The organism is Halomonas salsilacus (genome assembly GCF_051216275.1).
Taxonomy (GTDB): domain Bacteria; phylum Pseudomonadota; class Gammaproteobacteria; order Pseudomonadales; family Halomonadaceae; genus Halomonas.
This window is the reverse complement of record NZ_JBPKAQ010000002.1, coordinates 270,796-296,005: the sequence shown is the minus strand read 5'-3', so window position 1 is coordinate 296,005 and position 25,210 is coordinate 270,796. Positions and strand designations below refer to the sequence as shown.

Annotated in this window: 23 protein-coding genes; 17 read left to right on the top strand and 6 right to left on the bottom strand. The window is 65.0% G+C overall.

All coding sequences use genetic code 11. The features are described from left to right. Window positions 1-41 precede the first annotated feature (41 nt). Window positions 42-788 carry a creatininase family protein gene (locus ACR80S_RS04785; protein ID WP_435399372.1) on the top strand — a complete coding sequence of 249 codons (747 nt, stop codon included), beginning with the start codon at window positions 42-44 and terminating at the stop codon, window positions 786-788. A 130-nt stretch (window positions 789-918) separates the two neighbouring features. Then, window positions 919-1,359 carry a DUF4399 domain-containing protein gene (locus tag ACR80S_RS04780; RefSeq protein ID WP_435399371.1) on the top strand — a complete coding sequence of 147 codons (441 nt, stop codon included), beginning with the start codon at window positions 919-921 and terminating at the stop codon, window positions 1,357-1,359. A 23-nt stretch (window positions 1,360-1,382) separates the two neighbouring features. Here the strand turns inward: ACR80S_RS04780 and ACR80S_RS04775 are convergent, their stop codons facing one another. Further along, complete coding sequence (locus ACR80S_RS04775; protein ID WP_435399370.1) at window positions 1,383-2,276, bottom strand: bile acid:sodium symporter family protein; 894 nt, start codon at window positions 2,274-2,276, stop codon at window positions 1,383-1,385. Window positions 2,277-2,358: 82 nt separating this feature from the next. Between ACR80S_RS04775 and menA the strand changes: the two genes are divergently transcribed. Together menA and ACR80S_RS04765 are read left to right on the top strand one after the other, a co-directional pair. Next, on the top strand, window positions 2,359-3,258 hold the full coding sequence (menA, locus tag ACR80S_RS04770) for a 1,4-dihydroxy-2-naphthoate octaprenyltransferase (protein WP_435402676.1): 900 nt from the start codon (window positions 2,359-2,361) through the stop codon (window positions 3,256-3,258). Between the two features lie 380 nt (window positions 3,259-3,638). After that, a complete protein-coding gene (locus ACR80S_RS04765) occupies window positions 3,639-4,112 on the top strand; it encodes a hypothetical protein (protein ID WP_435399368.1) in 474 nt (157 codons plus the stop codon). Window positions 4,113-4,195: 83 nt separating this feature from the next. On the opposite strand, the gene ACR80S_RS04760 is transcribed toward ACR80S_RS04765, so the two are convergent. Next, complete coding sequence (locus ACR80S_RS04760) at window positions 4,196-4,915, bottom strand: YebC/PmpR family DNA-binding transcriptional regulator (protein ID WP_435399367.1); 720 nt, start codon at window positions 4,913-4,915, stop codon at window positions 4,196-4,198. Window positions 4,916-5,109: 194 nt separating this feature from the next. Here ACR80S_RS04760 and ACR80S_RS04755 point away from each other — a divergent pair, with 194 nt between their 5' ends. From ACR80S_RS04755 to ACR80S_RS04745, 3 genes are all read left to right on the top strand, one after another. Continuing rightward, window positions 5,110-6,300, top strand: a complete 1,191-nt coding sequence (locus ACR80S_RS04755; RefSeq protein WP_435399366.1) for a M24 family metallopeptidase — start codon at window positions 5,110-5,112, stop codon at window positions 6,298-6,300. Window positions 6,301-6,409: 109 nt separating this feature from the next. After that, window positions 6,410-8,302, top strand: coding sequence for an ABC transporter ATP-binding protein (locus ACR80S_RS04750; protein ID WP_435399365.1), 1,893 nt, complete (start codon window positions 6,410-6,412; stop codon window positions 8,300-8,302). Between the two features lie 104 nt (window positions 8,303-8,406). Then, entirely contained in the window at window positions 8,407-8,628 is a 222-nt protein-coding gene (locus tag ACR80S_RS04745; protein WP_435399364.1) for a hypothetical protein, read from the top strand. A 48-nt stretch (window positions 8,629-8,676) separates the two neighbouring features. Here the strand turns inward: ACR80S_RS04745 and ACR80S_RS04740 are convergent, their stop codons facing one another. Continuing rightward, window positions 8,677-8,976: a hypothetical protein gene (locus ACR80S_RS04740; RefSeq protein ID WP_435402675.1), complete on the bottom strand. Its 300-nt coding sequence runs from the start codon at window positions 8,974-8,976 to the stop codon at window positions 8,677-8,679. A gap of 197 nt (window positions 8,977-9,173) precedes the next feature. Between ACR80S_RS04740 and ACR80S_RS04735 the strand changes: the two genes are divergently transcribed. Then, window positions 9,174-12,266, top strand: coding sequence for an EAL domain-containing protein (locus ACR80S_RS04735; RefSeq protein WP_435402674.1), 3,093 nt, complete (start codon window positions 9,174-9,176; stop codon window positions 12,264-12,266). Between the two features lie 21 nt (window positions 12,267-12,287). On the opposite strand, the gene ACR80S_RS04730 is transcribed toward ACR80S_RS04735, so the two are convergent. Further along, window positions 12,288-14,270: an acyl CoA:acetate/3-ketoacid CoA transferase gene (locus ACR80S_RS04730; protein WP_435402673.1), complete on the bottom strand. Its 1,983-nt coding sequence runs from the start codon at window positions 14,268-14,270 to the stop codon at window positions 12,288-12,290. Window positions 14,271-14,458: 188 nt separating this feature from the next. Here ACR80S_RS04730 and ACR80S_RS04725 point away from each other — a divergent pair, with 188 nt between their 5' ends. The 4 genes from ACR80S_RS04725 (at window position 14,459) to ACR80S_RS04710 (ending at window position 18,373) form a co-directional block, all read left to right on the top strand. After that, window positions 14,459-14,917, top strand: coding sequence for a LexA family protein (locus tag ACR80S_RS04725; RefSeq protein ID WP_435402672.1), 459 nt, complete (start codon window positions 14,459-14,461; stop codon window positions 14,915-14,917). Next, complete coding sequence (locus ACR80S_RS04720) at window positions 14,914-16,191, top strand: Y-family DNA polymerase (protein ID WP_435402671.1); 1,278 nt, start codon at window positions 14,914-14,916, stop codon at window positions 16,189-16,191. Before ACR80S_RS04725 ends, ACR80S_RS04720 begins: the two co-directional genes overlap by 4 nt. A gap of 105 nt (window positions 16,192-16,296) precedes the next feature. Beyond that, complete coding sequence (locus tag ACR80S_RS04715; RefSeq protein ID WP_435402670.1) at window positions 16,297-17,175, top strand: bifunctional nuclease family protein; 879 nt, start codon at window positions 16,297-16,299, stop codon at window positions 17,173-17,175. Between the two features lie 253 nt (window positions 17,176-17,428). Further along, window positions 17,429-18,373, top strand: a complete 945-nt coding sequence (locus tag ACR80S_RS04710) for a DUF808 domain-containing protein (RefSeq protein ID WP_435399544.1) — start codon at window positions 17,429-17,431, stop codon at window positions 18,371-18,373. Here ACR80S_RS04710 and ACR80S_RS04705 read toward each other — a convergent pair. Continuing rightward, on the bottom strand, window positions 18,342-18,536 hold the full coding sequence (locus ACR80S_RS04705; RefSeq protein ID WP_435402669.1) for a hypothetical protein: 195 nt from the start codon (window positions 18,534-18,536) through the stop codon (window positions 18,342-18,344). The genes ACR80S_RS04710 and ACR80S_RS04705 overlap by 32 nt on opposite strands. 1,013 nt (window positions 18,537-19,549) lie before the next feature. After that, a complete protein-coding gene (locus tag ACR80S_RS04700) occupies window positions 19,550-20,341 on the bottom strand; it encodes a Crp/Fnr family transcriptional regulator (RefSeq protein ID WP_435399356.1) in 792 nt (263 codons plus the stop codon). Between the two features lie 1,437 nt (window positions 20,342-21,778). Here ACR80S_RS04700 and ACR80S_RS04695 point away from each other — a divergent pair. The 5 genes from ACR80S_RS04695 (at window position 21,779) to ACR80S_RS04675 (ending at window position 25,108) form a co-directional block, all read left to right on the top strand. Further along, window positions 21,779-22,480, top strand: coding sequence for a LuxR C-terminal-related transcriptional regulator (locus tag ACR80S_RS04695; RefSeq protein WP_435402668.1), 702 nt, complete (start codon window positions 21,779-21,781; stop codon window positions 22,478-22,480). Between the two features lie 86 nt (window positions 22,481-22,566). After that, a complete protein-coding gene (locus tag ACR80S_RS04690) occupies window positions 22,567-23,007 on the top strand; it encodes a CsgE family curli-type amyloid fiber assembly protein (RefSeq protein WP_435399354.1) in 441 nt (146 codons plus the stop codon). 27 nt (window positions 23,008-23,034) lie between these two features. Further along, on the top strand, window positions 23,035-23,460 hold the full coding sequence (locus ACR80S_RS04685) for a curli assembly protein CsgF (RefSeq protein ID WP_435399353.1): 426 nt from the start codon (window positions 23,035-23,037) through the stop codon (window positions 23,458-23,460). A gap of 30 nt (window positions 23,461-23,490) precedes the next feature. Beyond that, window positions 23,491-24,327, top strand: a complete 837-nt coding sequence (locus tag ACR80S_RS04680; protein WP_435402667.1) for a CsgG/HfaB family protein — start codon at window positions 23,491-23,493, stop codon at window positions 24,325-24,327. Window positions 24,328-24,622: 295 nt separating this feature from the next. Then, window positions 24,623-25,108 carry a hypothetical protein gene (locus ACR80S_RS04675; RefSeq protein ID WP_435399351.1) on the top strand — a complete coding sequence of 162 codons (486 nt, stop codon included), beginning with the start codon at window positions 24,623-24,625 and terminating at the stop codon, window positions 25,106-25,108. The last annotated feature ends 102 nt before the right edge of the window (window positions 25,109-25,210 follow it).

Here is a 25,210-nt window from a genome sequence, read left to right as displayed (position 1 = left end):
TGCCATCATGGCGTCATGAACCACGGCCCGGGAGAACACCGATGCGACTGCAGCACGCCACCTGGCAGGAAATAGAGGCCTATCTGGAACGCTCGACGAGCATCATCGTGCCCATCGGCTCCACCGAGCAGCATGGCCCCAACGGCCCGATCGGTACCGATGCCCTGTGCCCCGAGGCGATCGCCTGGGCGCTGGGCGAGCGCGAGGGAGTACTGATCGCCCCGACCCAGGCGATCGGCATGGCGCAGCACCACCTGGCCTTTCCCGGCAGCCTCACCCTGCGGCCCAGCACCCTGGTCGCGGTGCTGCGCGACATCATCGAGTCGCTGGCGCATCACGGCTTCACCCGGGTGTTCTTCCTCAACGGCCACGGCGGCAACGTGGCCACCGTCAACGCGGCCTTCGCCGAGGTGTTCAGCGAGCGCAGCCTGCAGCCCCGGCCGGCCGGCGAGCTCCACCTGCGGCTGTTCAACTGGTTCGCCGGCCGTCGCGGTCGCGAACTGGCGGACTCCCTCTACGGCGAGGCCGAGGGCAACCATGCCACTGCCTCCGAGGTGTCGCTGGCCTGGCACGCCGCTCCCGAGACGGTCAGAAACGTGGCCATGTCGCCACGCCTCGCTCCCACCGGCAGCGCCCAGTGTGACGCCCACACCTTCCGCCAGCGCTTTCCCGACGGGCGCATGGGCTCCGACCCCTCCCTGGCCAGCGCCGAGCACGGCGCGCGCTTCCTGGAGGCGGGCGTCGAGGACGCCTGGGAGGCCTACCAGGCGTTCGTCGCCGGCGGCTGAGCATCGCCTGCCAACCCCGCCGTGCTCGACTAGTCTTGGAGGGCGGGAGTGGCCTGTGGTCAGCCCGATCGTGCCAACCGGCGGCGGATGCCGCCCTGCATGCCATCGCGGGATGGCAAAGGAGAGAACCATGAACAAGCGGATCTGTGCCCTGGCGCTGGGGCTTGCCGGCAGCGCGCTGCTGGCGTCCCCGGCCATGGCGGAACTGGAGCGAGTGGAGGCGGCCGAGGGCGCCGAGGTCTACTTCATCGCGCCGGAGGACGGGGCGACCCTCTCCGGTCCGGTCACCGTTCGCATGGGACTCAGGGGCATGGGAGTGGCGCCGGCGGGGGCCAACTTCCCCGACACCGGTCACCACCACTTGCTGGTGAACATGCCGTTGGAGGAGGTGGATCTGGGCGCTCCGCTGCCTTTCACCGACCATACCCGCCACTTCGGGGGCGGCCAGACCGAGGGCAGCCTGGAGCTCAAGCCGGGCGAGTACCGCCTGCAGCTGCTGTTCATGGATTACCGCCACGTCAGCTTCGACCCGCCGCTTACCTCCGACGCCATCACCATCACGGTGGAGTAGGGGAGGGCCGTCTGGCGCCGCGGTCAGCGCCTCTGCGTGACCGCGGCCGCCGGGTGGCGATCCCGCCACAGGCAGGCGAACATCCACAGGAACACCGGCACGTTCATCAGCAGGCCGTAGAGCAGCGGCACCAGGCCAATGGCCGGCTGCTGCAGCAGCACGAAGGCCACCATCATCGCCACGCCGGCATTCTGAACGCCCACCTCCACGGTGATGGCGCGCACGCTGTCGTGGGGCAGGTGCAGCAGTCGGGCGACGCCGTGTCCCAGCAGCATGCTCGAGAGACAGAGCAGCAGCACGGCGAGGGTCTCGAGGCTGACCAGAGCCGGCAGCCGTGCGGCATGGCTTGCGAAGAGCGCCACCACCACCGAGATCATCGCCACCCCTGTGAATACCTTGACGCCGGGCAGTACTGTCATGAGCCAACGCGCCGGGAGTGCCTGGCGCAGCAGCATGCCGGCCAACACCGGCAGCAGGGTGACCAGCAGCAGCTGACCGACGGTCTGCCAGTAGGGCAGCGCGAGCCCGCCGGCGGTGAGGCCCAGCAGTTCGAGGTGCCAGCCCATGACCAGTGGCAGGGTAAAGGGGGCCAGCACGGCGGCGATGGCGGTCAGGGTGACCGACAGGGCCAGGTCGCCCTGGACCAGATAGCTGAACATGTTGGAGGTGGCCCCGCCCGGCACCAGGGCCACCAGCAGCAGACCTGCCGCCGCCAGCGGCGGCAGGGGCAGCAGCAGTGCCAGCGCCCAGGCCAGCAGCGGCAGTGCCAGCATCTGCAGGCCGGTACCGAGCAGCACCCGGCGAGGGTGGCGCCAGGTGCGGGCGAAATCGGCCCTGGTCAGGCTGAGGCCCATGGCCATCATCACACTGGCCAGCACCCAAGGCAGGGCCACCTGGGACAACCACGCTTCGGACATCCTTTCTCCTTGCAGGCAAAGGGGATACATCACAGAGTATGCCCCAAGTCATGGGTTGCGGCGAAGGGAGGTAGCACTTTCGGTGAAGAAGACAGTGACCACGGCGGTAAGCCGCAAGGCGTCCATCTGGGGGCAGACGCTGCGCCCGCGAACGCTTCCGGCGGCGGTAGGGCCGGTGCTGCTGGGCCAGGCGCTGGTGGTGCCGGGATACTTCGCCTGGCTCACGGCGCTGCTCTGTCTACTCTGCGCGCTGTCGCTGCAGCTGGCGGTGAACCTGGCCAATGATCTCTTCGATGGCCTCTCCGGTGTCGACCAGCCCGACCGCCTGGGACCCACCCGTGCCCTGCAGGCGGGGTGGCTCAGTGCCAGGGAGCTGCGTGCTGGTCTCGCCGTGACCCTGGGCGTTGCCGTGGTGACGGGGCTGTGGCTCGTGCTGTTTGGCCACTGGCTGCTGTGGGTGCCGGGCGGCCTGGCGCTGCTCGGCGTGCTCGGCTATAGCGGCGGGCGGCGACCCTACGCCAACCTGGGGCTGGGTGAAGTCGCAGTATGGCTCTTCTTCGGCCCGGTGGCGGTGCTCGGCGGCCAGCTTGCCCAGCACAGCCCGATCACTCCGCAGGCGGTGGCGGCCGGCGTGCTGGTGGGCCTGCCGGTGGCCGCCATCCTGGTGGTCAACAACCTGCGCGATCGTCATACCGATGCCCGGGCCGGCAAGATCACCCTGGCGGTTCGCATGGGCCCGAGCGCAACTCGCCGATTGTTTGGACTCCTGACGGCGGGTCCCTTGGCGGTCACACTGCCGCTTTGGATGCCGGTCTGGGCCTGGGGGGCATGGGGAATCACTGGCCTGGCGGCGCTGGGCCTGGTGCGGGAGATGCAGCGTCGTGACGGCGCGGCGCTCAATGCATTGCTGGGCCTGACGGCGCTCTACTCACTGGCGATGGCCTTCTGGCTCTGGCTGCGCCTGGGGGTGGCCGGTGCCTGAGCCTGGCGACTACGATCCATGACCCGAGGAGCGTGCAGCTGCGCTTACGCCATGTGTCGGTGGTGATTGCCTCATCCCCGCGTGTGGAACCCATCCTTACCTCGACTGATTTTCCCCGACGACCTTTGTGGAATGCGTCATCATCGACTTGACTTCAGATGATGCCGAGGTGTTTCGCGGCAGGCAGTGCTGTCGGTAGACGAGGTTCGACCGTCAGGGAACGTGTCGCGTGAAGCGAAGACGGCCGACCCTCCTGAACGGAGGGGAGTCCTGTGGAAATTCACTATGGTGTGAAAGGTGCCGGAAGAGCGGGCGGACGGTTGAGACGTTGCCCTTCCGTGGCTGGCCTGGCCGGGCTTTTGTTATCGGTAGCAGGGACGATGCCTCTGCTGGCCGACACCCAGGCCCAGAACGATGCCCTGGAGGCCGCCTGGCCAGGGATGGTCGAGGGGGCGAAGGTCCTCGATTGGGAAGGCACCACGCTGAAGGAAGGTGACAACGGCTACACCTGCATGGCGACGCCGCCGACCATGGTGGGTACGGCGCCGATGTGTCTCGACCCGGTCTGGATGGAGTGGGGCATGGCCTGGCAGAACCGGGAGCCGTTCGAGGCCGATTCCATCGGCATCGCCTACATGCTGGCCGGTGACGAGGGGGCCAGCAACGTCGACCCCTACGCCGAAGGCCCCACGGAAGACAACGAGTGGATCAAGGAGGGGCCCCACCTGATGCTCATTGCACCTGCCGGGTTGCTCGACGCCTTCCCCACCGATCCGCATAACGGGGGACCCTATCTGATGTGGAAGGGCACCGACTATCAGCACCTGATGATTCCTGTCGGCGCCCGCGAGTGACTCCGGCAGACGGTGCTACCCACCCCTCGACTCAGATGGCCGGTCACATGGCCGGCCATCTGAGTCGAGGGGTGGGGTAAGGGTCAGGGGAGCTCGGCGTTGTGGAAGACGTTCTGCACGTCGTCCAGCTCGTTGAGCATGTCGAGAAACTTCTCGAACATCGTCACGTCGTCGCCCTCGATGAGCGCGGTGGTCTGGGGGACGAACTGGATTTCGTCGACTTCGAAGTCGAGCTCACCGAAGGCATCGATCAGCGCTTGCTTGGCCTTGGCGTACTCGGTGTGGGGTGCGAAGACGGTGATGAGACCCTCCTCGTTCTCGATGTCGGTGACGTCGACATCAGCCTCCATCAGCGCCTCCAGAGTGGCCTCCTCGTCGTCGCCCTTGAAGGCCAGGATGGCGCAGTGGTCGAACGTGTGGCTCACGGTGCCCGGGGTGCCGATCTTGCTCTTGGTCTTGGTGAAGCAGGCGCGCACGTCGCCGAAGGTGCGGTTGGGGTTGTCGGTCAGGCAATCGACGATGACCATCACGTTGCCCGGCCCGAAGCCCTCATAGCGTGCCGGAGAGAAGTCCTCGCCACCCACGCCGCTGGCCTTGTCCAGCGCCTTGTCGATGACGTGAGAGGGCACCTGGTCCTTCTTGGCGCGCTCGATCAGGCCACGCAGGCTCAGGTTGCCGGCGGGGTCGGTGCCGCCCTGCTTGGCGACCACGTAGATCTCGCGGCCGTACTTGCTGTAGACCTTGGTCTTGGCGTTGGCCGTCTTGGCCATGGATTCCTTGCGGTTCTGGAAGGCCCTACCCATATCGTTGTCCTGTGGCGTTCAACATGTGGCGGAATTCTACGAAACCGGGCCGGAGGCGAACAGGGATATTTTCGTGCCCTTGCCGCGGCCAGCGCCGGGCCGGGGCTACACTGCCGGTAGCCCCGAACTTCGGCGTTCGACCCCTGACTCGACCACCACCGCCCCGCCACCCGCCCACCACATGGAGAGTGCCCATGGATCACCACGCCTACCGTCATGCCCTGGCCGAACACCTCGAGCGAACCGAGCAGCCCTTCGCCCGGGAGGAGTTCGCGTCCCGCCTCGCCCGGGTGCGAGCCGCGATGCGCGATGCCGGCCTCGAGGCGCTGCTGCTGACCGACCCCGCCGACATCTTTTACCTGACCGGCTACCACACCTTCGAGGTCTCGGTGCACACGGCCCTGGTGGTTTGCGCCGAGCGGCTTGTGCTGCAGGTGCCCTCCATCGAGACCGGCCCGGCGGTGGTCACCGCCGCGGTGGACGAGATACTGGGCTATCGCTGGGAGGGCATCGACGAGGTGATCGCGCCTCTGGCGGAGACGCTGGCCCCCTATCGCCATATCGGTCTCGACCTCTTCGGGGCCGGGCTGCGTTTTGGGGTGATTCGCGATCTGCAGGCGCGGCTCGGCGCCGATCGCTTTCGCGACGATGGCGGGGCGCTGCTTGACGCCATTCGCCTCGTCAAGACGCCGGCGGAGCTCGACTGCCTGCGCGAGAGCGCGCGGATCACCTCCGTGGGCCTGCGTGCCGCCGAGGCGATGATCGCCCCAGGCGTCACCGACAACGAGGTCGCCGCCGAGGGCGCCCGGGCCATGCTGGCGGCGGGCAGCGAGTTCATGAGCCTGCAGCCCATCGTTACCGCCGGACGGCGCATCAGCATCATCCACGTCAACCACAAGCGCATCCCTATCGGGCGGGACGAACCGGTGTTCCTGGAGTTCGGCTCTGCCTTCCAGCGCTATACCGCGCCGATGATGCGGACCGCCGTGGCGGGCCGGGCCAGCCGCGAGATGCAGCAGGTCCGCGACCTCTGCCGGGGGATCTTCGAGGCATTGCTGGCCGAAATGCGCCCGGGGCGCACCTTCGATGATGCCGCCCGGGCCGCCGAGACGGTGCTCGCCCCCCATGCCGAGCGGCTGTTCTTCTCGGGGGTTTTCGGTTACGCGGTGGGGGCCCAATTTCCGCCCAGCTGGGTCGAGGGCACCGGCTACATCGCTCGCGGCCAGCAGCGGGAATTCGCCGCCGACATGGTCTTTCACCTGCCGCTCTGCCTGCGACTGCCGGGGGAGTGGGGCATCGGCCTGAGCGATACCGTCAGGGTCACCCCCCAGGGCGGCGTGCCGATCACCGACAACGACTGGCAGTTGGCCGAGCGGCTGGCCTGAGCGTCCGGTTAGACCTGGCTGACCCGAGTGATACGCCCGGCTACCGCGCCGGCAGCGCCGAGGCAGTTGCCGGCGTATCATGGGCCGATCACACTCAGCCGAGATCGCCATGTTTCGCCCGCTGCTGCGCTACTTCGAGACCCTGGTGGACCCCTATCCGGAGGATGTTCGCGGTACGCCGCCCAGGGGGCTCTTCGCCTTCATCCTGCATTTCTCGCGCCCGGTGCTGCCCCTGCTCATCGCCATGTCGCTGCTCACCGCCCTGGTCTCGGCGGCGGAGGTGGTCTTTTTCGGCTACCTGGGTGAGTTGGTGGACTGGCTGTCGAGTGCCGAGCGCGCGGGCTTCTTCGCCGAGTACGGCTGGCGGCTGGCCGGCATGGCCGCGCTGGTGGTCATCGTCCTGCCGCTGCTGACCCTGCTGCAGGCGCTGGTGACCCACCAGAGCATCTTCGGCAACTACCCGATGATCGGGCGCTGGCTGGCGCACCGTCACATGCTGGGCCAGAGCCTGGCCTTCTATCAGGACGAGTTCGCGGGACGGGTCTCCCAGAAGGTGATGCAGACGGCGCTGGCAGTGCGCGAGACGGTGATGAAACTGATGGACCTGATGGTCTATGTGATCGTCTACTTTGTCGGTGCCATGCTGCTGATGGGCATGGCCGAACCCTGGCTGATGCTGCCGCTGGTGGTGTGGCTTGCCGGCTATATCGCCATCATGTGGGTCTTCGTGCCGCGCCTGCGCCGGGTCTCCATGGCCCAGGCCGATGCCCGGGCGGTGATGACCGGGCGCATCGTCGATAGCTACAGCAACATCCAGACCATCAAGCTGTTCGCCGACACCCGCCGCGAGCAGGCCTACGCCCGCGATGCCATGGAGCCGTTCATGACCACAGTGCATCGCCAGATGCGCCTGGCTACCGGCCTCACCGTGAGCCTGACCCTGCTCAACTCGCTGCTGCTGGCCGGCGTGGCGGCCATGGCCATCGGCGCCTGGTACTTCGAGGCGATCTCGCTGGGCGCCATCGCCGTGGCCATTGCCCTGGTGATGCGCATCCGCTTCATGTCCAACTGGATCCTCTGGGAGGTCGCGAGCCTGTTCGAGAATATCGGCACGGTGCAGGACGGCATCAACACCATCGCCCGGGAGCCGGCGGTGACCGACGCCCCCGATGCCGGGGCCCTCGCTGTACCCCGCGGCGAGATCCGCTTCGAGGCGCTGCGCTTCGGCTATGGGCGTCCCGATGGCGAGGAAAAGCGCATCTTCGACGGCCTGGACCTGACCATCGCCCCGGGCGAGAAGGTGGGGCTGATCGGCCGCTCCGGCGCCGGCAAGTCGACGCTCGCCAACCTGCTGCTGCGCTTCTACGACCTGGAAGGAGGGCGCATCCTGATCGACGGCCAGGACATCGCCGGCGTTACCCAGGAGTCGCTGCGCCGCCGGATCGGCATGGTCACCCAGGACACCTCCCTGCTGCACCGCTCGGTGCGCGACAACATTCGCTACGGCAGCGTTGATGCCAGTGAGGAGGCCATTCGCGAGGCGGTGCGCCGCGCCCACGCCGACGCCTTCATCGATGACCTGATCGACCTGCAGGGGCGTCGCGGCCTGGATGCCCACGTCGGCGAGCGTGGGGTCAAGCTCTCCGGTGGCCAGCGCCAGCGCATCGCCATCGCCCGGGTGCTGCTCAAGAACGCGCCCATCCTGGTGCTCGACGAGGCCACCTCGGCGCTCGACTCCGAGGTGGAGGCGGCAATCCAGGAGCAGCTCTACGCGCTGATGGCGGGCAAGACGGTGATCGCCATCGCCCACCGGCTCTCCACCATCGCCATGCTCGACCGCCTGGTGGTAATTGACGAGGGGCGCATCGTCGAGAGTGGGACCCACCGAGAGCTCCTGGCTCGCGATGGCCTCTATGCCGCCCTTTGGCACCGACAGTCCGGCGGCTTCATTGGTGTGGATATCGATGGCGTTGTTGTCGCCCGCCGCCGGCAAGGTCAGTGATTCGCGAGGAGCTATGACTACACTGTGATCAGGTGGGGGCTTCCCTTGCCGCTTCCCGGTGCCTGGTAGCGCCGGTGACTCTATCCCCAGTTCAGGAGGGTGTCATGACACAGACAGTCACGGCCGCCTATGGCAGTGCCGACAAGGCGATCAACGCCTATGACGAGCTGATCTCGGAGGGGTATCCCCGGGAGAAGCTCTACTTTGACAAGGACACCAACGAGGTCAAGGTGATCGTGCCCGATACCTCAAAGCCAGAGGTCGAGGAGATCCTCGGCCGCCATGAGCCTGACGAGATCCTGGCGCGTCCCTACGAGGACTCGTAGAGGAAGAAGGCCGAGGAGAGCCCGAGCAGACGCTGCGGGTCCCTCGGCTCATGCCAGCCAGGCCAGTGCCAGCCCCGCAGCCAGGGACGCCAGCATCGGCATCCCCAACCGCCAGGCCGTCCGCGGTGTGCCGAAGCCGGCCGCCAGGCCGGCCTTCACCAGGTTGTTTACCGCCGCGGCGATGACGATACCCAGCACCGCGGTGGCGGCATCGATGCGCTCGCCGGACTTCTGCTCACGCGCCACCCAGCCCCGCTCGATGCCGATCAGCGCGCCCAGCAGCAGCGCCACCGCGAGCTGGATGGCGGTCTGGTTGGCGGCGATGAACTGGCTGGAGACGTCGTCCATGTCAGCAGGTCCCGGCGGCGCTGTCAGCTGGTTCTCTCAGGGTGGACGGTGCGCGAGGCGATTGCCATGGGGTATTCCCCGCCCGGTAGTCAGCCTCCTTGAGGCAGCGTGAATTTAGCTGTTGCCAAATCAGCACAGGTTCCGCCTAACCGTTACAATGCCCGCAAAATCCTGCTCCAATTCGAAAGGAATGCCGATTGAAGCCAGAGCCTGTCACCCCCGGCGACGAGTTGGCTGGCCGCCGCGTTCGGAAGGATCGCCGGGTCGCCATTGCCCTCTACGTGGTGGGCATGCTGGTGCTGTTCGGCTCGCTGGCCGGCTTCATGTTCGATCAATACCAGCGTGACATGCAGGCCGCCCGTGAGCGGACCGCGGCGCGGGCCGACCTGGTCGCCGAATGGGTCGGCAGCACCTTCTCTGCCAGCGATTTCCTCCTGTCGGACGTATCCGAGCAGCTGCAGCCGCCCTGGCGGCAGCGCCTGTTCGGTGAGCCGCTGGACCCGGCAATGGTAGAAGACTTCCTGATCCAGCATCGCCAGCGCCTGGACCTGGTCGACGAGGTCAATCTCGTCGGTCCCGAGGGACGCATTCTCGCCTCTTCCAGTTCGCTCTATCCCCAGGGCTTCGACATGTCGGGCCTGCCGTTCCACAGCGCCTTTGAATCGCGGCCTGAGCTCTCCGGGTGGGTGACACCGCTATTCTGGTCGGCCCTGGCGGCTCGCCATCTCGTGGTGCATGCCCGACGGCTGCCCGACGGCCAGGGGCTGGCCATGGTGGAGCTCGACCCCGGCGTGTTCGGCCAGGCCCTGGAGCGGCTGAGCCTGGCGCGAGGGCAGAGCATCGCCATCATCGACACCGAGATGCACCTGATTGCCCGGCACCCTCGTCTCGACGATGACGAGCCCCTGGCGGCCCTCGGGGTGACGATCGACGAGCCCCAGACCGAGGCCTTCATCGAGAGCGGTGAGGCCCGGGTACATCTGCGCACCGCCTCGCCGCTGGATGGCGACGAGCGGATCTACACCCTGCGGCGAATCAATGGTCTTCCCTTCGTGGTGGTGGTGGGCGAGAAGGCGTCGATCCTGCTCGGCGGCTGGATGTATCGCCTGTGGGTCCGGATCCTGATCGGGCTTGCGGTCATGGGGCTCGGCTGGCTGGCGCTGCGCCATTACCTCAATCGACTGCGCCTGGAGGAGGAGGTCCGTCAGCAGGTCCGGGAGCGCGAGCTGGCTCGACGCGACGCCCGAGCCGGCGAAGCGCGGCTGCAGACACTGGTGGGCTCGATCCGGGACATGATCTTCGTCTTCGATGGCGAGGGGCGCTTCACCTATATCCACGCCCCCGACCCCGACGAGCTGCTGGCCGATGCCGCCACGGCCCTGCAGCGCCCCTACTGCGAGGTGCTGCCGCCCGCCATGGCCGCCCAGCTCGATGAGGCCTTCCAGACGCTGCGTCAGAGCGGCAAGCCGGTGGAGTATGACTACACGCTTCACATCGGCGGGAAACCGCGCCAGTACCATTCGGTGCTGAGCCCGCTGCTGGTCCCGGGCGAGGCACAAGAGGAGGCTCAGGGGGAGGCGCCCGGCGGTGCCCTGGCGGTGGTGCGCGACGTCACCGAGGAGCGCGCCACCGAGGCCCAGCTGCGCATCGCCGCCACGGCCTTCGAGACGCATCTGGGCATGCTGATCACCGATCGCGACAGCCGCATCCTCAAGGTCAATGACACCTTCACGCGCATCACCGGCTATACCGAGGCCGAGGTGGTGGGCAGAAATCCGCGGCTGCTGTCGTCGGGGCTGCATGACGAGGCCTTCTATCGTCGCCTCTGGCGCGGCGTGCTGCGCACCGACAGCTGGCAGGGGGAGGTCTGGAACCGACGCAAGAACGGCGAGGTGTTCCCGGAGTGGCTCACCCTCTCCGCGGTGCGCAATGCCGCCGGGAAGACGACCCACTTCGTGGCGACCTTCAGCGACCTCACCGAGCGCAAGGCGGCCGAGAAGGAGATCCACCAGCTGGCCTTCTTCGACCCGCTCACCGGCCTGCCCAACCGGCGCCTGATGCTCGATCGCCTGGAGGTGGCGCTCAAGGACAGCTACCGCAGCGGCAAGTTTGGCGCGCTGCTGTTCCTCGACCTGGACCACTTCAAGCAGGTCAACGACACCCTTGGTCATCATGCCGGCGATCAGTTGCTCCAGGAGGTGGCCCATCGGCTCGAGGGGGTGCTGCGCGATACCGATACGGTGGCCCGGCTGGGCAGTGACGAGTTCGCCGTGCTGCTGTACGACCTGAGGGGCGACGTGGAGGAGGTGGCGGTGATCGCCGAGCGGGTCGCCAACAAGCTGCTGGCGGTGATGCAGGCGCCGCTGCGACTGGGCGAGGAGTCCCTCAGCGTATCGATAAGCATCGGCCTGACCCTCTACCGGGGCCACGAGGCCACCCTCGACGAGATCCTGCAGCAGGCCGACATGGCGCTGTTCCAGGCCAAGGCGGCGGGTCGCAACGCCCTGGCCTTCTTCGACCCCGAGATGCAGGTGCGCCTGCAGGCCCGCGCGCGGCTCGAGGCGGACCTGCGCCAGGCGCTGCCCAACGGTGAATTGCGCCTGCACTATCAGCCTCAGGTGGATGAGCGAGGCGCCGTCATCGGGGTCGAGGCCCTGCTGCGCTGGCAGCACCCGGTGCGTGGCCTGGTCTCGCCCGGCGAGTTCATCCCCTTGGCCGAGGAGAACCGGCTGATCGTGCCGATCGGCCACTGGGTGCTGGAGACCGCCTGCCGGCAGTTGGCGGCCTGGACCGAGGACCCGGCGAGGGCCGCGCTGAGCCTCTCCGTCAACGTCAGCCCGCGGCAGTTCCGCGAGCCGGATTTCGTCAAGCGCGTGCTGGAGATTCTCGAAGCGACCGGCGCCCCGGCCTGCCTCCTCAAGCTTGAGGTGACCGAGAGCCTGCTGCTCGAGGCCCGTGACGAGGCGCGCCGCCGCATGCTGGAGCTCCGCGAGCGGGGCGTGCGCTTTGCGCTGGACGACTTCGGTACCGGCTACTCGTCGCTGGCCTATCTCAAGCGGCTGCCGCTGGACCAGCTCAAGATAGACCAGTCCTTCGTGCGTGACCTGCTGGAGGACGAGGCCAGCGAGGCGATCGTCGCCAGTACCCTCGCCCTGGCCCAGAGCCTGCAGCTGGAAGTGGTCGCCGAGGGGGTGGAGAGTTCGCCGCAGCGAGTCTGGCTGGTGGCGCATGGCTGCCGGGTCCTGCAGGGCTACCTGTTCGGGCGGCCGGTGCCGGTGGAGGACCTCTAGCTCGAGGGCTGAGGCGAGGGGTCAGCCATCGCCGTCGTGTAGGTGGGCCTCGGCCTCGGCGGCGCTCTGGTAGATGTGCGGGGCCACGGCCCGCGCCTCCAGGGCATGGCCCAGCTTGCGGCGCATGAAGCCGCTGGTGGTGTAGCGGGTCACCCGGGTATAGAAGCGCGTCTCCAGGCCGCGCACCATCGCGGTATAGGCGCCCAGCACCGCGTCGTCGATGCGGCAGTGGTCGTAGTTGACCACCGCACTAATCCGCCGGCCGAGCGAGGCGAGCCGCGCCTCCACCTCCCGCTCGATGGCCTCGACGTCGTCCAGGGTGGTGATCTGCAGGTTTTCGAAGTCGATGAACAGCACCTCACCTGCGGCATCCAGATGGAAACGCCGGGCCAGCGGGCGCTCGAGCAGCGTCTCGCGCAGGCCCATGGGCGCCTCGAGGAAGATGCGCGGGTCCATCGCCTGCGGCGGTTCGGGCATCCGCGGCGTGAAGCCCATCTGGGCCAGGATGTCGCGCTCGATTTCCACCCCCGGGGCGATCTCGACGAGGGCGAGGCCTTCCGGGGTCAGTTCGAACACGCAGCGCTCGGTCACGTAGAGCACCGGCTTGCCGTCGGCGGCGGCCAGCTCACCGCTGAAGGTGCGCTGCTCCACCTCGGCGACGAACTTGGGGTGGCCGCCCGCGGGCAGGCGCAGGGCGCCGTCGATCACCGCGAGCTCCTCCCGACAGGCCGTGAAGGTGCCCATGAATACCACGCGGCGGGCGTTCTGGCTGATATTGATGAAGCCACCGGCGCCGGCCAGGCGGGTCCCGAAGCGCGAGACGTTGACGTTGCCGGCGGCGTCGGCCTGGGCCATGCCCAGGAAGGCGATGTCCAGGCCGCCGCCGTCGTAGAAGTCGAACTGGGCGGGCTGGTCGATGATGGCCTGGGTGTTGTGGGCGGCACCGAAGTCCAGCCCACCCGCGGGCAGGCCGCCGATCACCCCGGGTTCGGCGGTCAGCGTCACCAGTTCCAGCACCCGCTCTTCACTGGCCACCGCACCGATCCCCTCCGGCATGCCGATGCCCAGGTTCACCACGCTGTTGGGCGCCAGTTCGAAGGCGGCGCGCCGCGCGATGATCTTGCGCGCCGAGAGGGCCATGGGCCCCGGCGCGGCCATGGGTGCCCTGATCTCGCCGGAGTAGGCCGGGTTGTAGGGGGTGCGGAAGGTCTGCCAGTGGTGTTCGGGCTCGTCGCAGATCACCACGCAGTCGACCAGCACCCCGGGGATCCGCACCGCCTTGGGGTGCAGGGTGCCGGGCTCGGCCAGCCGCTCCACCTGTACGATCACCAGGCCCCCGGAGTTGTGCACTGCGGTGGCGATGGCCAGCGCCTCCAGCACCAGCGCCTCGCGCTCCATGGTCACGTTGCCCAGGGTATCGGCGGTCGTGCCGCGCAGCAGCGCCACCTGCAGCGGCAGCGCCGGGTAGAAGAGGTACTCCTCGTCGTCGATCGTCATCAGCCGCACCCGCTCCTCGGTGCTGATGGCGTTGATCCGTCCGCCTTCCAGGCGCGGGTCGACGAAGGTGCCGAGCCCCACCCGGGTCAGGGTGCCGGGTTTGCCGGCGGCGATGTCGCGGAACAGGTGGGAGATCACCCCTTGGGGCAGGTTCCACGCCTGGATGTGCCCCTCGATGGCCAGCGTCTGCAGCGCCGGTACCAGCCCCCAGTGGCCACCGATCACTTTGGCCACCAGCCCTTCATGGCCGAAATGATTCAGCCCGCGGGTCTTGCCGTCGCCCTGGCCGGCGGCATACATCAGGGTCAGGTCGCGGGGTCCGCCGCTCTCCAGGAAACGCGCCTCCAGGGCCACCGCCAGGTGCTCGGCGAAGCCGATGCCGACGAAGCCGCCGGTGGCCACGGCATCGCCATCGCGGATCAGCTCCACTGCCTCCCGGGCGGAGACCACCTTGCCCATGGGGGTGAAGGGACGGTCGGTAAGCAGCGGATGGGTGCGGCGTTCCATGGCGGGAGACCTCTCGGCGTGCGTTGTTATTGTCGTTGCTGTTGTGATGGTTATTGTCGTGTATGGCGCTCTCTGGCGCCCTGACGCTACGTTAGCACGCCGTTCCGTTGAGCGAGGGACGAGGCGGTTGCCAAGCGTTTCTCTCTGCCTGATACTGTATAGAACAACAGTATCTATCGGAGGTGCCCATGCCGCTCTCTCACCGAACGAGGGTCCGTGTCATCGGTCGGGCCGCCGGCGAGGGGGCCGGGCCGCCGCGCCCGCTCATGGGCTGTCGGGTGCGGGCCGGCTTTCCCAGCCCCGCCGACGATCACCTGGACGCCGAGATTGACCTGCACGCCCACGTGGTGAAGCGCCCGGCGGCCACCTACTTCGTGCGCGCCGAAGGCGATTCCATGCTCGGCGACGGCATCCACCACGGGGACCTGCTGGTGGTGGACCGCAGTCTGGAGCCGCTGCCCGGCCGGGTGATCGTCATCGCCCTGGAGGGGGAGCCCACCGTCAAGCGCCTGGAGCGGCGCGGCGCGGCGGTGTGGCTGGTGGCCAGTAACCCGCACTTCGCACCGATTCCCCTGGCCGGGCGCGAGTGCGAGGTGTGGGGCGTAGTCACCCATGTGGTGCATGACCTGCTGGGGCGCACACCATGATCGCCTTGGTTGACGGCAACAACTTCTACGTGAGCTGCGAGCGGGCCTTCGACCCTCGTCTGGCGGGGCGGCCGGTGGGGGTACTCTCCAACAACGACGGCTGTGTGGTGGCGCGCTCCCAGGAGCTCAAGGCGCTGGGCGTGGCCATGGGCGCGCCCCTGCACCTGCTGCCGCCCGCCGTGCGCCGCCAGGCGGTGCTGCTCTCCAGCAACTATGCCCTCTACGGCGACATGTCGCGACGGGTCAACCAGGTGCTGGCGGAGTTCTCGCCGGACGTGGAGCCCTACTCCATCGATGAGAGCTTCGTGGGCTTCGACGGCTTTCCCGACGAGGCGCTGGAGGCCCACTGCCGTAGGCTTCGCGAGACCGTGGGGCGATGGACCGGCATCCCGGTGGGGGTGGGGCTGGCGCCGACCCGGGTGCTGGCGAAGCTGGCCAATCGCCTGGCCAAGCGCGAGTCGGCCTACGAGGGGGTCTGCCGGTTGGATGCCGACGATGAGGCCACCCGTCGGACGCTGGCCGCCTGCCCGGTGGAGGATCTATGGGGCGTGGCCCGGCGCAGCGCCGAGCGGCTGGCGCTGATGGGTATCACTACCGCCTGGGAGCTGCGCCAGGCCGACCCGCGCTGGGTGCGCAGCCGCTTCTCGGTGGTGATGGAGCGCCTTGTCTGGGAGCTGCGCGGCCGCTCGGCCATCGTGCTCGAGGAGATGAGTGAACCGCGCCGGCGCCTGCTGGTGTCGCGCTCCTTCGGCCGGCTCACCGGCGAGCGCCATGAGCTGGAGGCGGCGATCCGCCAGCACGCCGCCCGGGCCGGCGAGAAGCTGCGTCGCCAGGGCAGCCTGGCCCGGGCGGTGCAGGTGTTCGTGCGCACCCACCCCTTCCTGGCCGGCGAGCCCCAGTACCGCAACGCCGCCCTGGTGGCACTGCCCAGCCCCAGCGCCGATAGCCGGGAGTTGCTGGCGGCGGCCCGCCGCGCCCTGGCGGCCATCTTCCTCGATGGGTATCGCTACCAGAAGTGCGGCGTGATGCTGCTCGACCTGGTGGACGCCGAGTGCCTTCAGCCTTCGCTGCTGGAGACCCCTGACGACGAGACCCGCCGCGGGCGCAGCCAGCGGCTGATGGCCACCCTGGACCGGCTCAACCGCGAGATGGGGCGCGATATGGTGCGCTTCGGCCTGCCCCGCCAGGGCAACGCCTGGGCGCTTCGCTGCGAGCGGCGCACGCCGCGCTACACCACCCGCTGGAGCGAGCTGATGCGGGTCAGGACGGGTTGAGCAGCACCCTGGCAGGATGGCGGCGGAGCGCCGGGGCTGCCATCCTGACGTGACACCCAGTCTGCCGTGGCCGGGCCGCGGCCGCCACCGTCGAGGAGTCCTGATATGAATGATTCACGGTCGAAGTCGGCGCGCCTGCTGGTCCCCTGCCTGGCCCTGCTGCTGGCCTGGGCGCTGCCCGCCCAGTCTCGGGAACTGGCCGTGCCGCCGGAGGCGATGGTTGAGGTCGAAGTGGCCACCGTGGGCATGTCGGGCATGTCGGGCATGTCGGGCATGGCCGGCGTGCCGGTGGTGCTGCTGCGCGAACCCGGTGCCCGGGAGGTGATTCCTATCTACATCGGCGTGACCGAGGCTCGCGCCATCCTGCGCGCCCTGACCGGTGAACGGCCGTCCCGGCCACTCACCCATGAGCTGCTCGGCGATGTGCTGGCGGGGACCGAGGCGGCGCTGGCCCGGGTCTATGTGGATGCCCTCGCCGACAGCACCTTCCTGGGTATGCTGGAGCTGACGCTGCCCGGCCGCGATACGCCGCTGCGCATCGACAGTCGCCCCAGCGACGCCATCGCCCTGGCGCTGACCGTCGGCGCCAGCATCCATGTGGCCCCCGAGGTGCTGGAGGCGGCGCGCCAGATCGAGTACCAGGGCTTCGACGACCAGGTGGTGGTGGCCCTGGGCATCACCGTGACCCCGTTGGATGACGACCTGCGCGAGGCGCTGGGGCTGCCGGACCGCGCCGGGGTTCTAGTCAGTGACGTGAGCGGCGAGGCCGCCGAGGCCGGGCTGGTCCCAGGGGCGATGCTGTTAGAGGTGAACGGCGAGATCCCGGACAGCCCGCTGCATTTCCTGGAACTGGTGCGTGATACCCCTGAGGGAGAGCCGGCGGGGCTGCGGGCCTGGCAGCGGGGCGAAATCGTCGAGCTAGAACTCTCCACCGAGGTGCCGATGCCCTCTCCGCGCCGTCGCGCGCCGGGACTCGAGGCCTGAGGGGGCTTGGCAGCTTGACAGGGCCCGTTCATGTCTTCCGGACGTGCATCGGTTAGCTCCCAGATCCATGGCTGGGCGGTTATCTCCCCCTTTAACCGGGGGCGAGACATAGCGTAAGGGACCGCGGGATGGGGTCACGATGGGAAGCGACAACGGCAGCGCCTCCTCGCTATCAAGCTGTGCCAAGCTGAGACAGACTCGGTCACTCTGTGGCTGGCCGTCAAACGACGCAACCTCACAAGGAAGAACAGCCGTGGCAGGCGCAAGCTTACTGGCCCTGATCGATGATATCGCCTCGATACTCGATGACGTCTCGTTGATGACCAAGGTGGCCGCCAAAAAAACGGCCGGGGTATTGGGTGACGACCTGGCGCTGAACGCGCAGCAGGTCACCGGCGTCAAGGCCAACCGCGAGCTGCCGGTGGTCTGGGCGGTGGCCAAGGGATCGTTTCGCAACAAGTTGATCCTGGTGCCGGCGGCGCTGCTGATCAGCGTGATCGCCCCCTGGGCGGTGACCCCCTTGCTGATGGTGGGCGGGGCCTTCCTGTGCTTCGAGGGAGCGGAAAAGCTGCTGCACATCTTCTTCCACGATGCCCCGCAAGACACAGCCAGCCATGAACAGTACGCAAAGGCACTGGCCGACCCGAACGTGGACATGGTGGCGTTCGAGCAAGCCAAGATCAAAGGTGCCGTGCGTACAGACTTCATCCTTTCTGCAGAGATCATCGCCATCACGCTGGGCACCGTGGCGGGGGCCGACTTCATCCAACAGGTGCTGGTGGTCGCCGGGATCGCGCTGATCATGACCATTGGCGTCTACGGCCTGGTCGCCGGCATCGTCAAGCTCGACGATCTTGGCCTCTATCTCAGCGCGCAGCGCTCGGCGCTGGGCCAGGCCGTGGGAAAGGGAATCGTGTACGCCGCTCCCTACCTGATGAAGACGCTGTCGGTGGTTGGGACCGCGGCGATGTTCATGGTCGGCGGCGGCATACTCGTGCATGGGCTGCCCGTCGTGGATCACGGTGTCGAGGCGCTGGCCCACTTCGCCGCCGACCTGCCCAGTGCCGGCGTGATCCTCGGTCCTCTCAGCACCACCGCGCTCAATGCCGCGATCGGCATCATGGCAGGGCTGGTGGTGGTCGGCGTAGTCAAGGCCTTGACTAGCCTCAAGCAGGGCTGGTGGCCGAGTCGCGACTGACCGCTTCCCGCATCACCTTGAGGTAGTTCGTCATGCGCCATCGGGCCGCACGCGGCGTCGGCGCTTTCTGAATCCACCGCAGCTTCTCCTTGATCACCCAGACATCGGCGGTAGCGCGCTGATCGGGGACCCGTTCTTGCAGGGCGGCCAGCAGCTTGGCCATCAGGTTACCGTTATCCGGGTTCTTCAGCACCGCCTAGCGCAGGGCGTTGGGATGGCCTTTCTCGCGGCGCTGGTTCTTGCGCACGTCGTCCAGTGCCTGGGTAAAGGGCTGCACGCCTTGAGCTCACGATCGTAGCCTGGACTTCTGGCGATTTCGTAACGTTTCGTTTGCCAGCGCACAGTGAGGGCGTGCATTAAGGTTCACTATCAGCGCAAGCATGACAACTGACATGCCTTTGGATCAGGACGTAGCGCCCTGGTAAAAAGGTGTGATGATGCAACCCTATAAAGAGTAATGTTAATGAAAATCACGATGCTTAAATCTAATTCATTTGATGCTGAAGTCCTTGAGTTCTGGGGCGAGCGAGCGCGAATTCAACTGTCTTGTATACGCGCAATTGCTGCCTATCTTGACTGATTTTTTCAGTTGCATTAGTAGTCGTTTGTCTATTGATGTAAGGCACTTATGATGTATCAGGAAGAACAATTTTTGATAGTGGCGAGGTGTTGATTCCAAGAGATATCGCACTCGAACAATGGTAGCTGTGAAGAAATCGAATTCAAATGGCCAGCTGTTTGGTGGCCGGGTGTTGTCCTGAGTCGGTAGAGTCTCGGGCCGACGTGATAGTTGACCGACATGTGTCATCAGGAAGTGTTATGAAATCCATCTTTGCCCTTGTGCTTGGAACGATAGTCTTGTTCCTGGCGATTACAGCCCAGGATTCGCCTGGCGCGCGAATCTTCCTTGCTTGCGTGGGCCTGGCGCTATGCGCGGTCGCGCTGAGCCCGGGGGCTACTGGAGGTGAGCCGAAATCATCCTGGTACCTTACGCTGGGAAAACGCAAAACTGGGCAAACCCAGGCTGGGCGAGTTCAGTGATCGACACTGGCTGACGACTTCCTGATGTTGGAATCTGGATGGAGCCTGTAAGGTCGACAATGAAAAAACGGCCACCGCGGCGATTCGCCGAGGTGGCCGTTTTCATTGTTCCCTGGGTACTGTCACCAGGTTCGATCATGCCATGTTGGGAGATGCCGCGTGAGAAGGAGTAGCGTGGGGAGGAGTCTCATCACCGATCCCCTTGTCCCGAGGGGGGCGACGATAGGACATCAGACGCTGATACTCCTCCGCGATAGCCTCGTAGCACTCACAGCACCTCTCTTCCAGGCCGGGCCTGTCCAGAAAGTTGATACGCCCGCGGCTGCAGGAAATAAGGCCGGCCTTCTGCAGCTTGCCGGCTGATATGGTGATGCTTTCACGACGCACGCCAATCAAGTTGGCGATGAGCTCATGAGTCATGATCAACTCGTCGGTTGGCATGCGATCCAGGCTCAGCAACAGCCAGCGACACAGTTGCTGATCCAGGCCGTGATGCCGATTGCACACCGAAATTTGCGACATTTGAGTGAGTAATGACTGGGTGTAACGCAGCAGCAGATCCTGAAGGGGGCCCGCACGATCGAACTCGGACTTCAGCAGTGCCGCTTTGAGGCGATAGGTGCTGCCGGCATTGCGCACGATGGCACGGCTCGGTGTGGTGTCGCCGCCCATGAACAGCGAGACGCCGATGACACCCTCGGCACCGACGACGGCTACCTCTGTCTGATCTCCATCTTCCATTTCGCAGAGTAGCGATACGATGGAGTCCGTCGGAAAATAGACGTAGTGCATCAGCTCGCCCGATTCGGACAGCGTATCCCCCAGCTTCGAATTGACCTGCTCGAGGAGAGGCTCCAGTCGCTGGTATTCGTCTAACGGCAAGGCAGCTAGAATGAGATTCTCACGCGGATCAGAAGATGGGCTCATGGATGAGAGAAATCCTGAAAAAATTGATAGGCATGCAGCCCAAAGGATGGACAACTACATGTTGTCGCTGGGCACTTGATTGACCCGGCGTTGGTTTTTTCTCATTTATCCTAGGCTTTTTTTCTCATCTATCCTAGGCACAGAGATACGCAGCATCTGTTCGGTAGCGCACATAGCATCCCTCCCAGGCCCCAGGCCCCAGGCCCCAGGCCCCAGGCCCCAGGCCCCAGGCCCCAGGCCCCAGGCCCCAGGCCCCAGGCCCCAGGCCCCAGGCCCCAGGCCCCAGGCCCCAGGCCCCAGGCCCCAGGCCCCAGGCCCCAGGCCCCAGGCCCCAGGCCCCAGGCCCCAGGCCCCAGGCCCCAGGCCCCAGGCCCCAGGCCCCAGGCCCCAGGCCCCAGGCCCCAGGCCCCAGGCCCCAGGCCCCAGGCCCCAGGCCCCAGGCCCCAGGCCCCAGGCCCCAGGCCCCAGGCCCCAGGCCCCAGGCCCCAGGCCCCAGGCCCCAGGCCCCAGGCCCCAGGCCCCAGGCCCCAGGCCCCAGGCCCCAGGCCCCAGGCCCCAGGCCCCAGGCCCCAGGCCCCAGGCCCCAGGCCCCAGGCCCCAGGCCCCAGGCCCCAGGCCCCAGGCCCCAGGCCCCAGGCCCCAGGCCCCAGGCCCCAGGCCCCAGGCCCCAGGCCCCAGGCCCCAGGCCCCAGGCCCCAGGCCCCAGGCCCCAGGCCCCAGGCCCCAGGCCCCAGGCCCCAGGCCCCAGGCCCCAGGCCCCAGGCCCCAGGCCCCAGGCCCCAGGCCCCAGGCCCCAGGCCCCAGGCCCCAGGCCCCAGGCCCCAGGCCCCAGGCCCCAGGCCCCAGGCCCCAGGCCCCAGGCCCCAGGCCCCAGGCCCCAGGCCCCAGGCCCCAGGCCCCAGGCCCCAGGCCCCAGGCCCCAGGCCCCAGGCCCCAGGCCCCAGGCCCCAGGCCCCAGGCCCCAGGCCCCAGGCCCCAGGCCCCAGGCCCCAGGCCCCAGGCCCCAGGCCCCAGGCCCCAGGCCCCAGGCCCCAGGCCCCAGGCCCCAGGCCCCAGGCCCCAGGCCCCAGGCCCCTCTGGCCCGGAGCCGCCCCGTAGGCCTGATGGCCAGTTCCTGACCCATGGGTGAAGTGGACCCCATTCTTCGGACCACCTGATAGGTCATCCAAGCTCGGAACGGATCTTCATCGGCGTCAGGCTGACAGGGAGTCCGGCGCGCCCAAAAAAGGAATTGGCAGCAATAGAAATTTTGATTTCTTCATAAGATATTGATTTTAATATAATAATTTGAGTTGTGGTTTTCTAATGCTTTGTGTGACCATAAAATACATACGGTAACAAACCTTTACAAAAACCAGATTCCGGCTCATGCTTTCTTCCAATTTCAGCAACAGCAAACAAGGCGCTGGTTGGAGCCTGGTTAGTCAGGAGGAGACTATGAATCTAAGGAATGGGGGGGCGTTCGTGACGGAGCATAATCCTCAGTCAGTGCTTTTCATCGACTACATAAACAATAATATTGACTGCCATGTCTCATTGTTGTCTCCGAGTGATCATGAAGCAAGCATTGGAGATGACGTGTCAGTAGTACTCATTGATGTCGACCATGTGAGTGAGAGTTGCATGCAGAACTGGCAGGAGCGGCTTGCCGGCAACGACGAGATTTGTGTTGCGGCACTGAATATCAGGGATGAGCAACATGCTGCCGAGCTGTTATCGCACATGCATTTTTCAGGGGTTTTCTACCGCACTGATTCCCTAGACATGATCTGCAAGGGGATCGGTCGGCTCCTGGAAGGGCATCTATGGATGTCTAGGTCGCTGATGACACGCCTGATAGAGTTATTTCGTAAGCAGTCGTTTAACTCATATCGCCCCGCCTGTGGTTTGACTCAGCGTGAACTCGAGATTATCGGGCTGCTAGGCTCGGGAGCTTCCAACATGCAGATTGCTGACCGTCTATTTGTCAGTGAGCATACGGTGAAATCCCATCTCTACAATATCTTCAAGAAGATCGATGTTCACAATCGCACCCAAGCTGTTAATTGGGCAAGGCAGAATCTCGGCGCTCCACCCCCGCATTTTCACTCTAAACTTCGTAGGGGAGAAAAAATATGTGGCAACGATCTTGCTCGGTAGTCAATGCCACGTTGCTCTGTCTGCTTCTTCCAACAGCCGGGCTAGTATTCACCGCCCAGGCCACGGAGTTGGAGAGTGCCCCAAGGATGAATGTGGAAGACCAACAGTCTCCCGAGGAAAGTGTGGCAGACCAACGCGGCATCGTGGAAGAGCCGGGGCAGGCAGAGGAGGAGTTGAGCAGGCAGTTCAGTCTTGGTGAGCCGGGGATTTCCGGGGTCATCGTGGATCGCACTATCACCATGACCGGAAAAACCTTCTTCAGGCAATTCAGCCAATTGAGCCTGGATAGGCCCGTTATTGGCAATGCCAACCTGGCTATTCATGAGCGGCCATCGGCTCGTTGGGGAAGTCAGATATGGATTACGGAAGGTAACAGAATCATTTTCGAAGCCACCATGCCCCCGAGATTGAGCGAGATCGATGATTACGTTGAAATCGCCATCGAACAGGTCGAGAACTTGGTCATACAGCGTACCATCATGCAAGCGCTGGAAAATGACCCTGACTTGGCTGATGAAGAAATCTGAAACCAAGAGTTATGTAAGGAGTGAAATATGTACAAGAAAATATTTACAGCCATCTCCGTAACTGGCTGCATGCTTGTTTCCACAGCTCATGTCAGCGCCGGCGAGTTGATTTACCGCCCAATCAATCCTTCGTTCGGTGGCGATCCTCTCGTCGGAAACTACTTGCTAAACAAAGCCCAGGGTCAGGATACAAACAAGGATCCTGATATGCCTGACTTCGGTAGCTTCAGCGAGACTGACCTGTTCCTTCAGGACTTGAGAAACACTCTTGTCAGTGACGCTATCACCGATGCAGTCGAAGGTGAACCTGGTAGAACCAGTTTGATCGAGAGTGCCACTCTCAGGGTGCGAGTGGAGAGTCTGGGTGGAGGGGGGTTCCGTATGAACATCCTGGATCGACGCACGGGAGAACAGACGACCGTCAACCTCGGGCAGACTTCGGCACAGTTCTGACACCGAGAACAAGGGAAAGGGAGCAGAATGATGAAGCTGATCACGACACTATGTGTAGCGGGTATCTTGACGTTGAGCGGGTGCGCCAGCGTGGTCACCTCCTACGATCACCTCGAGGGGGCACCCGCCACCCTGACACCGCGAACGGGCACTTACACGGATCTGGTCAGCTTGCCCAGACCCAGCGCCCCCATTCTTGCCGCCGTTTATGACTTCCGGGACCAGACAGGCCAGTACCGTCCTTCACCGGCCAGCACGTTCTCGACGGCAGTGACACAGGGCGGGGCCGCCATGCTGAGTTCGGCACTGGCCGATTCGGGATGGTTCACACCTCTGGAACGTGTAGGTCTTCAGAACCTGTTGACGGAACGGCGTATCATCCGCGCGAACCTTGAACGCATGGGCAGGGAACATGAACTGTCGTCCTTGAATGCTGCACGGGTGCTGCTCGAGGGTGGGATCATCGCCTACGATTCCAATATGAAGACGGGTGGTGTGGGTGCCGAATACTTTGGTATTGGTGGGTCGACTCAATACCAGGTCGATCAGGTTACCGTGAACCTGCGCGCCGTCGATATAGCGAGCGGTGAAGTACTCGGTAACGTCACAACCAGCAAGACCATCTATTCCCACGAGGTACGTGCCGGCGTGTATCGCTTCGTCAGTTTCCGGCGCCTTCTGGAGGCCGAGGCGGGTTATACTCATAATGAGCCGGTTCAGATGGCTGTCATGTCTGCCGTCGAGTCCGCAGTGATTCACATGATAACTCAGGGGATCGATAGAGGGCTGTGGAACCTGCAAAACCCGGAAGATATTGATAATGATGTTTTTGTCGCCTATCGTGAAGCCGAAGTTCCGATGCTATAAATCGGAGAGCTTCATATTCAACAACAAATCTTTTAGCTGAGTTGATCCTCTAGCGCCTGCCAGGCAACTGGCAGGCGCTTTTTAGCACCCATCAAAAAATCAAAGTTTTACTGCATAATCATTAGATTTAATAGGCATGATCATTAGATCTGTTAGGGCTGTGTTGGGGCTAATCTAGTTCTTGAATCAAAGCAATAACCAGAAAATCCATGAAACCATTTCATGCTAAATCACGATGGATTGGTATCTGTATGTGTCTAGTATGTAACCATAGTTAACAAGGAAGGGCCTTGCGATGAAGATCACCAAACTCCTCACCCTGACGGCTGCCATTGCCTTGGCTTCCAGTGTCCAGGCCTACGACATTCATCAGGCGTCCGAGCTGGTGGTCGGCAGCCAGTTTCAAGGAAAAGGAAATCAGGCTAGTACCTACCAGGCGGGCCAGAATAACGATGCAGGAATCTTTCAGTCAGGTGCCAGAAACAACGCAACCACTGTTCAGATTGGCTCGAGTAACCAGGCCCTTAGCACGCAATACGGTATTGGTAACGACGCCAGAATACTTCAGTCAGGCTTGGGTCTTGACGCCAGAATCACCCAAGCAGGGATCGGGCATGATGCCAGCATCCTGCAGTCGGGTTATGGCAAGGAAGCCAGTGTTAAACAGCATGGAATAAAGGGAAATGTAAATCTTGTGCAGCTTGGTAATTCTCGCGGGAACCCGGTGGAGGTAACGCAGTTTTCCCGCGGCCATGCAGCAATCCAGGTAATCCAGTACTAATCACGCATGGATGCCTGATACGACGGAGTCATTCACCAATCGAGTGACTTCCTACAACTCACCTGGCAAGACACAACAACCGTAATGCCAGGCCGAAATGAA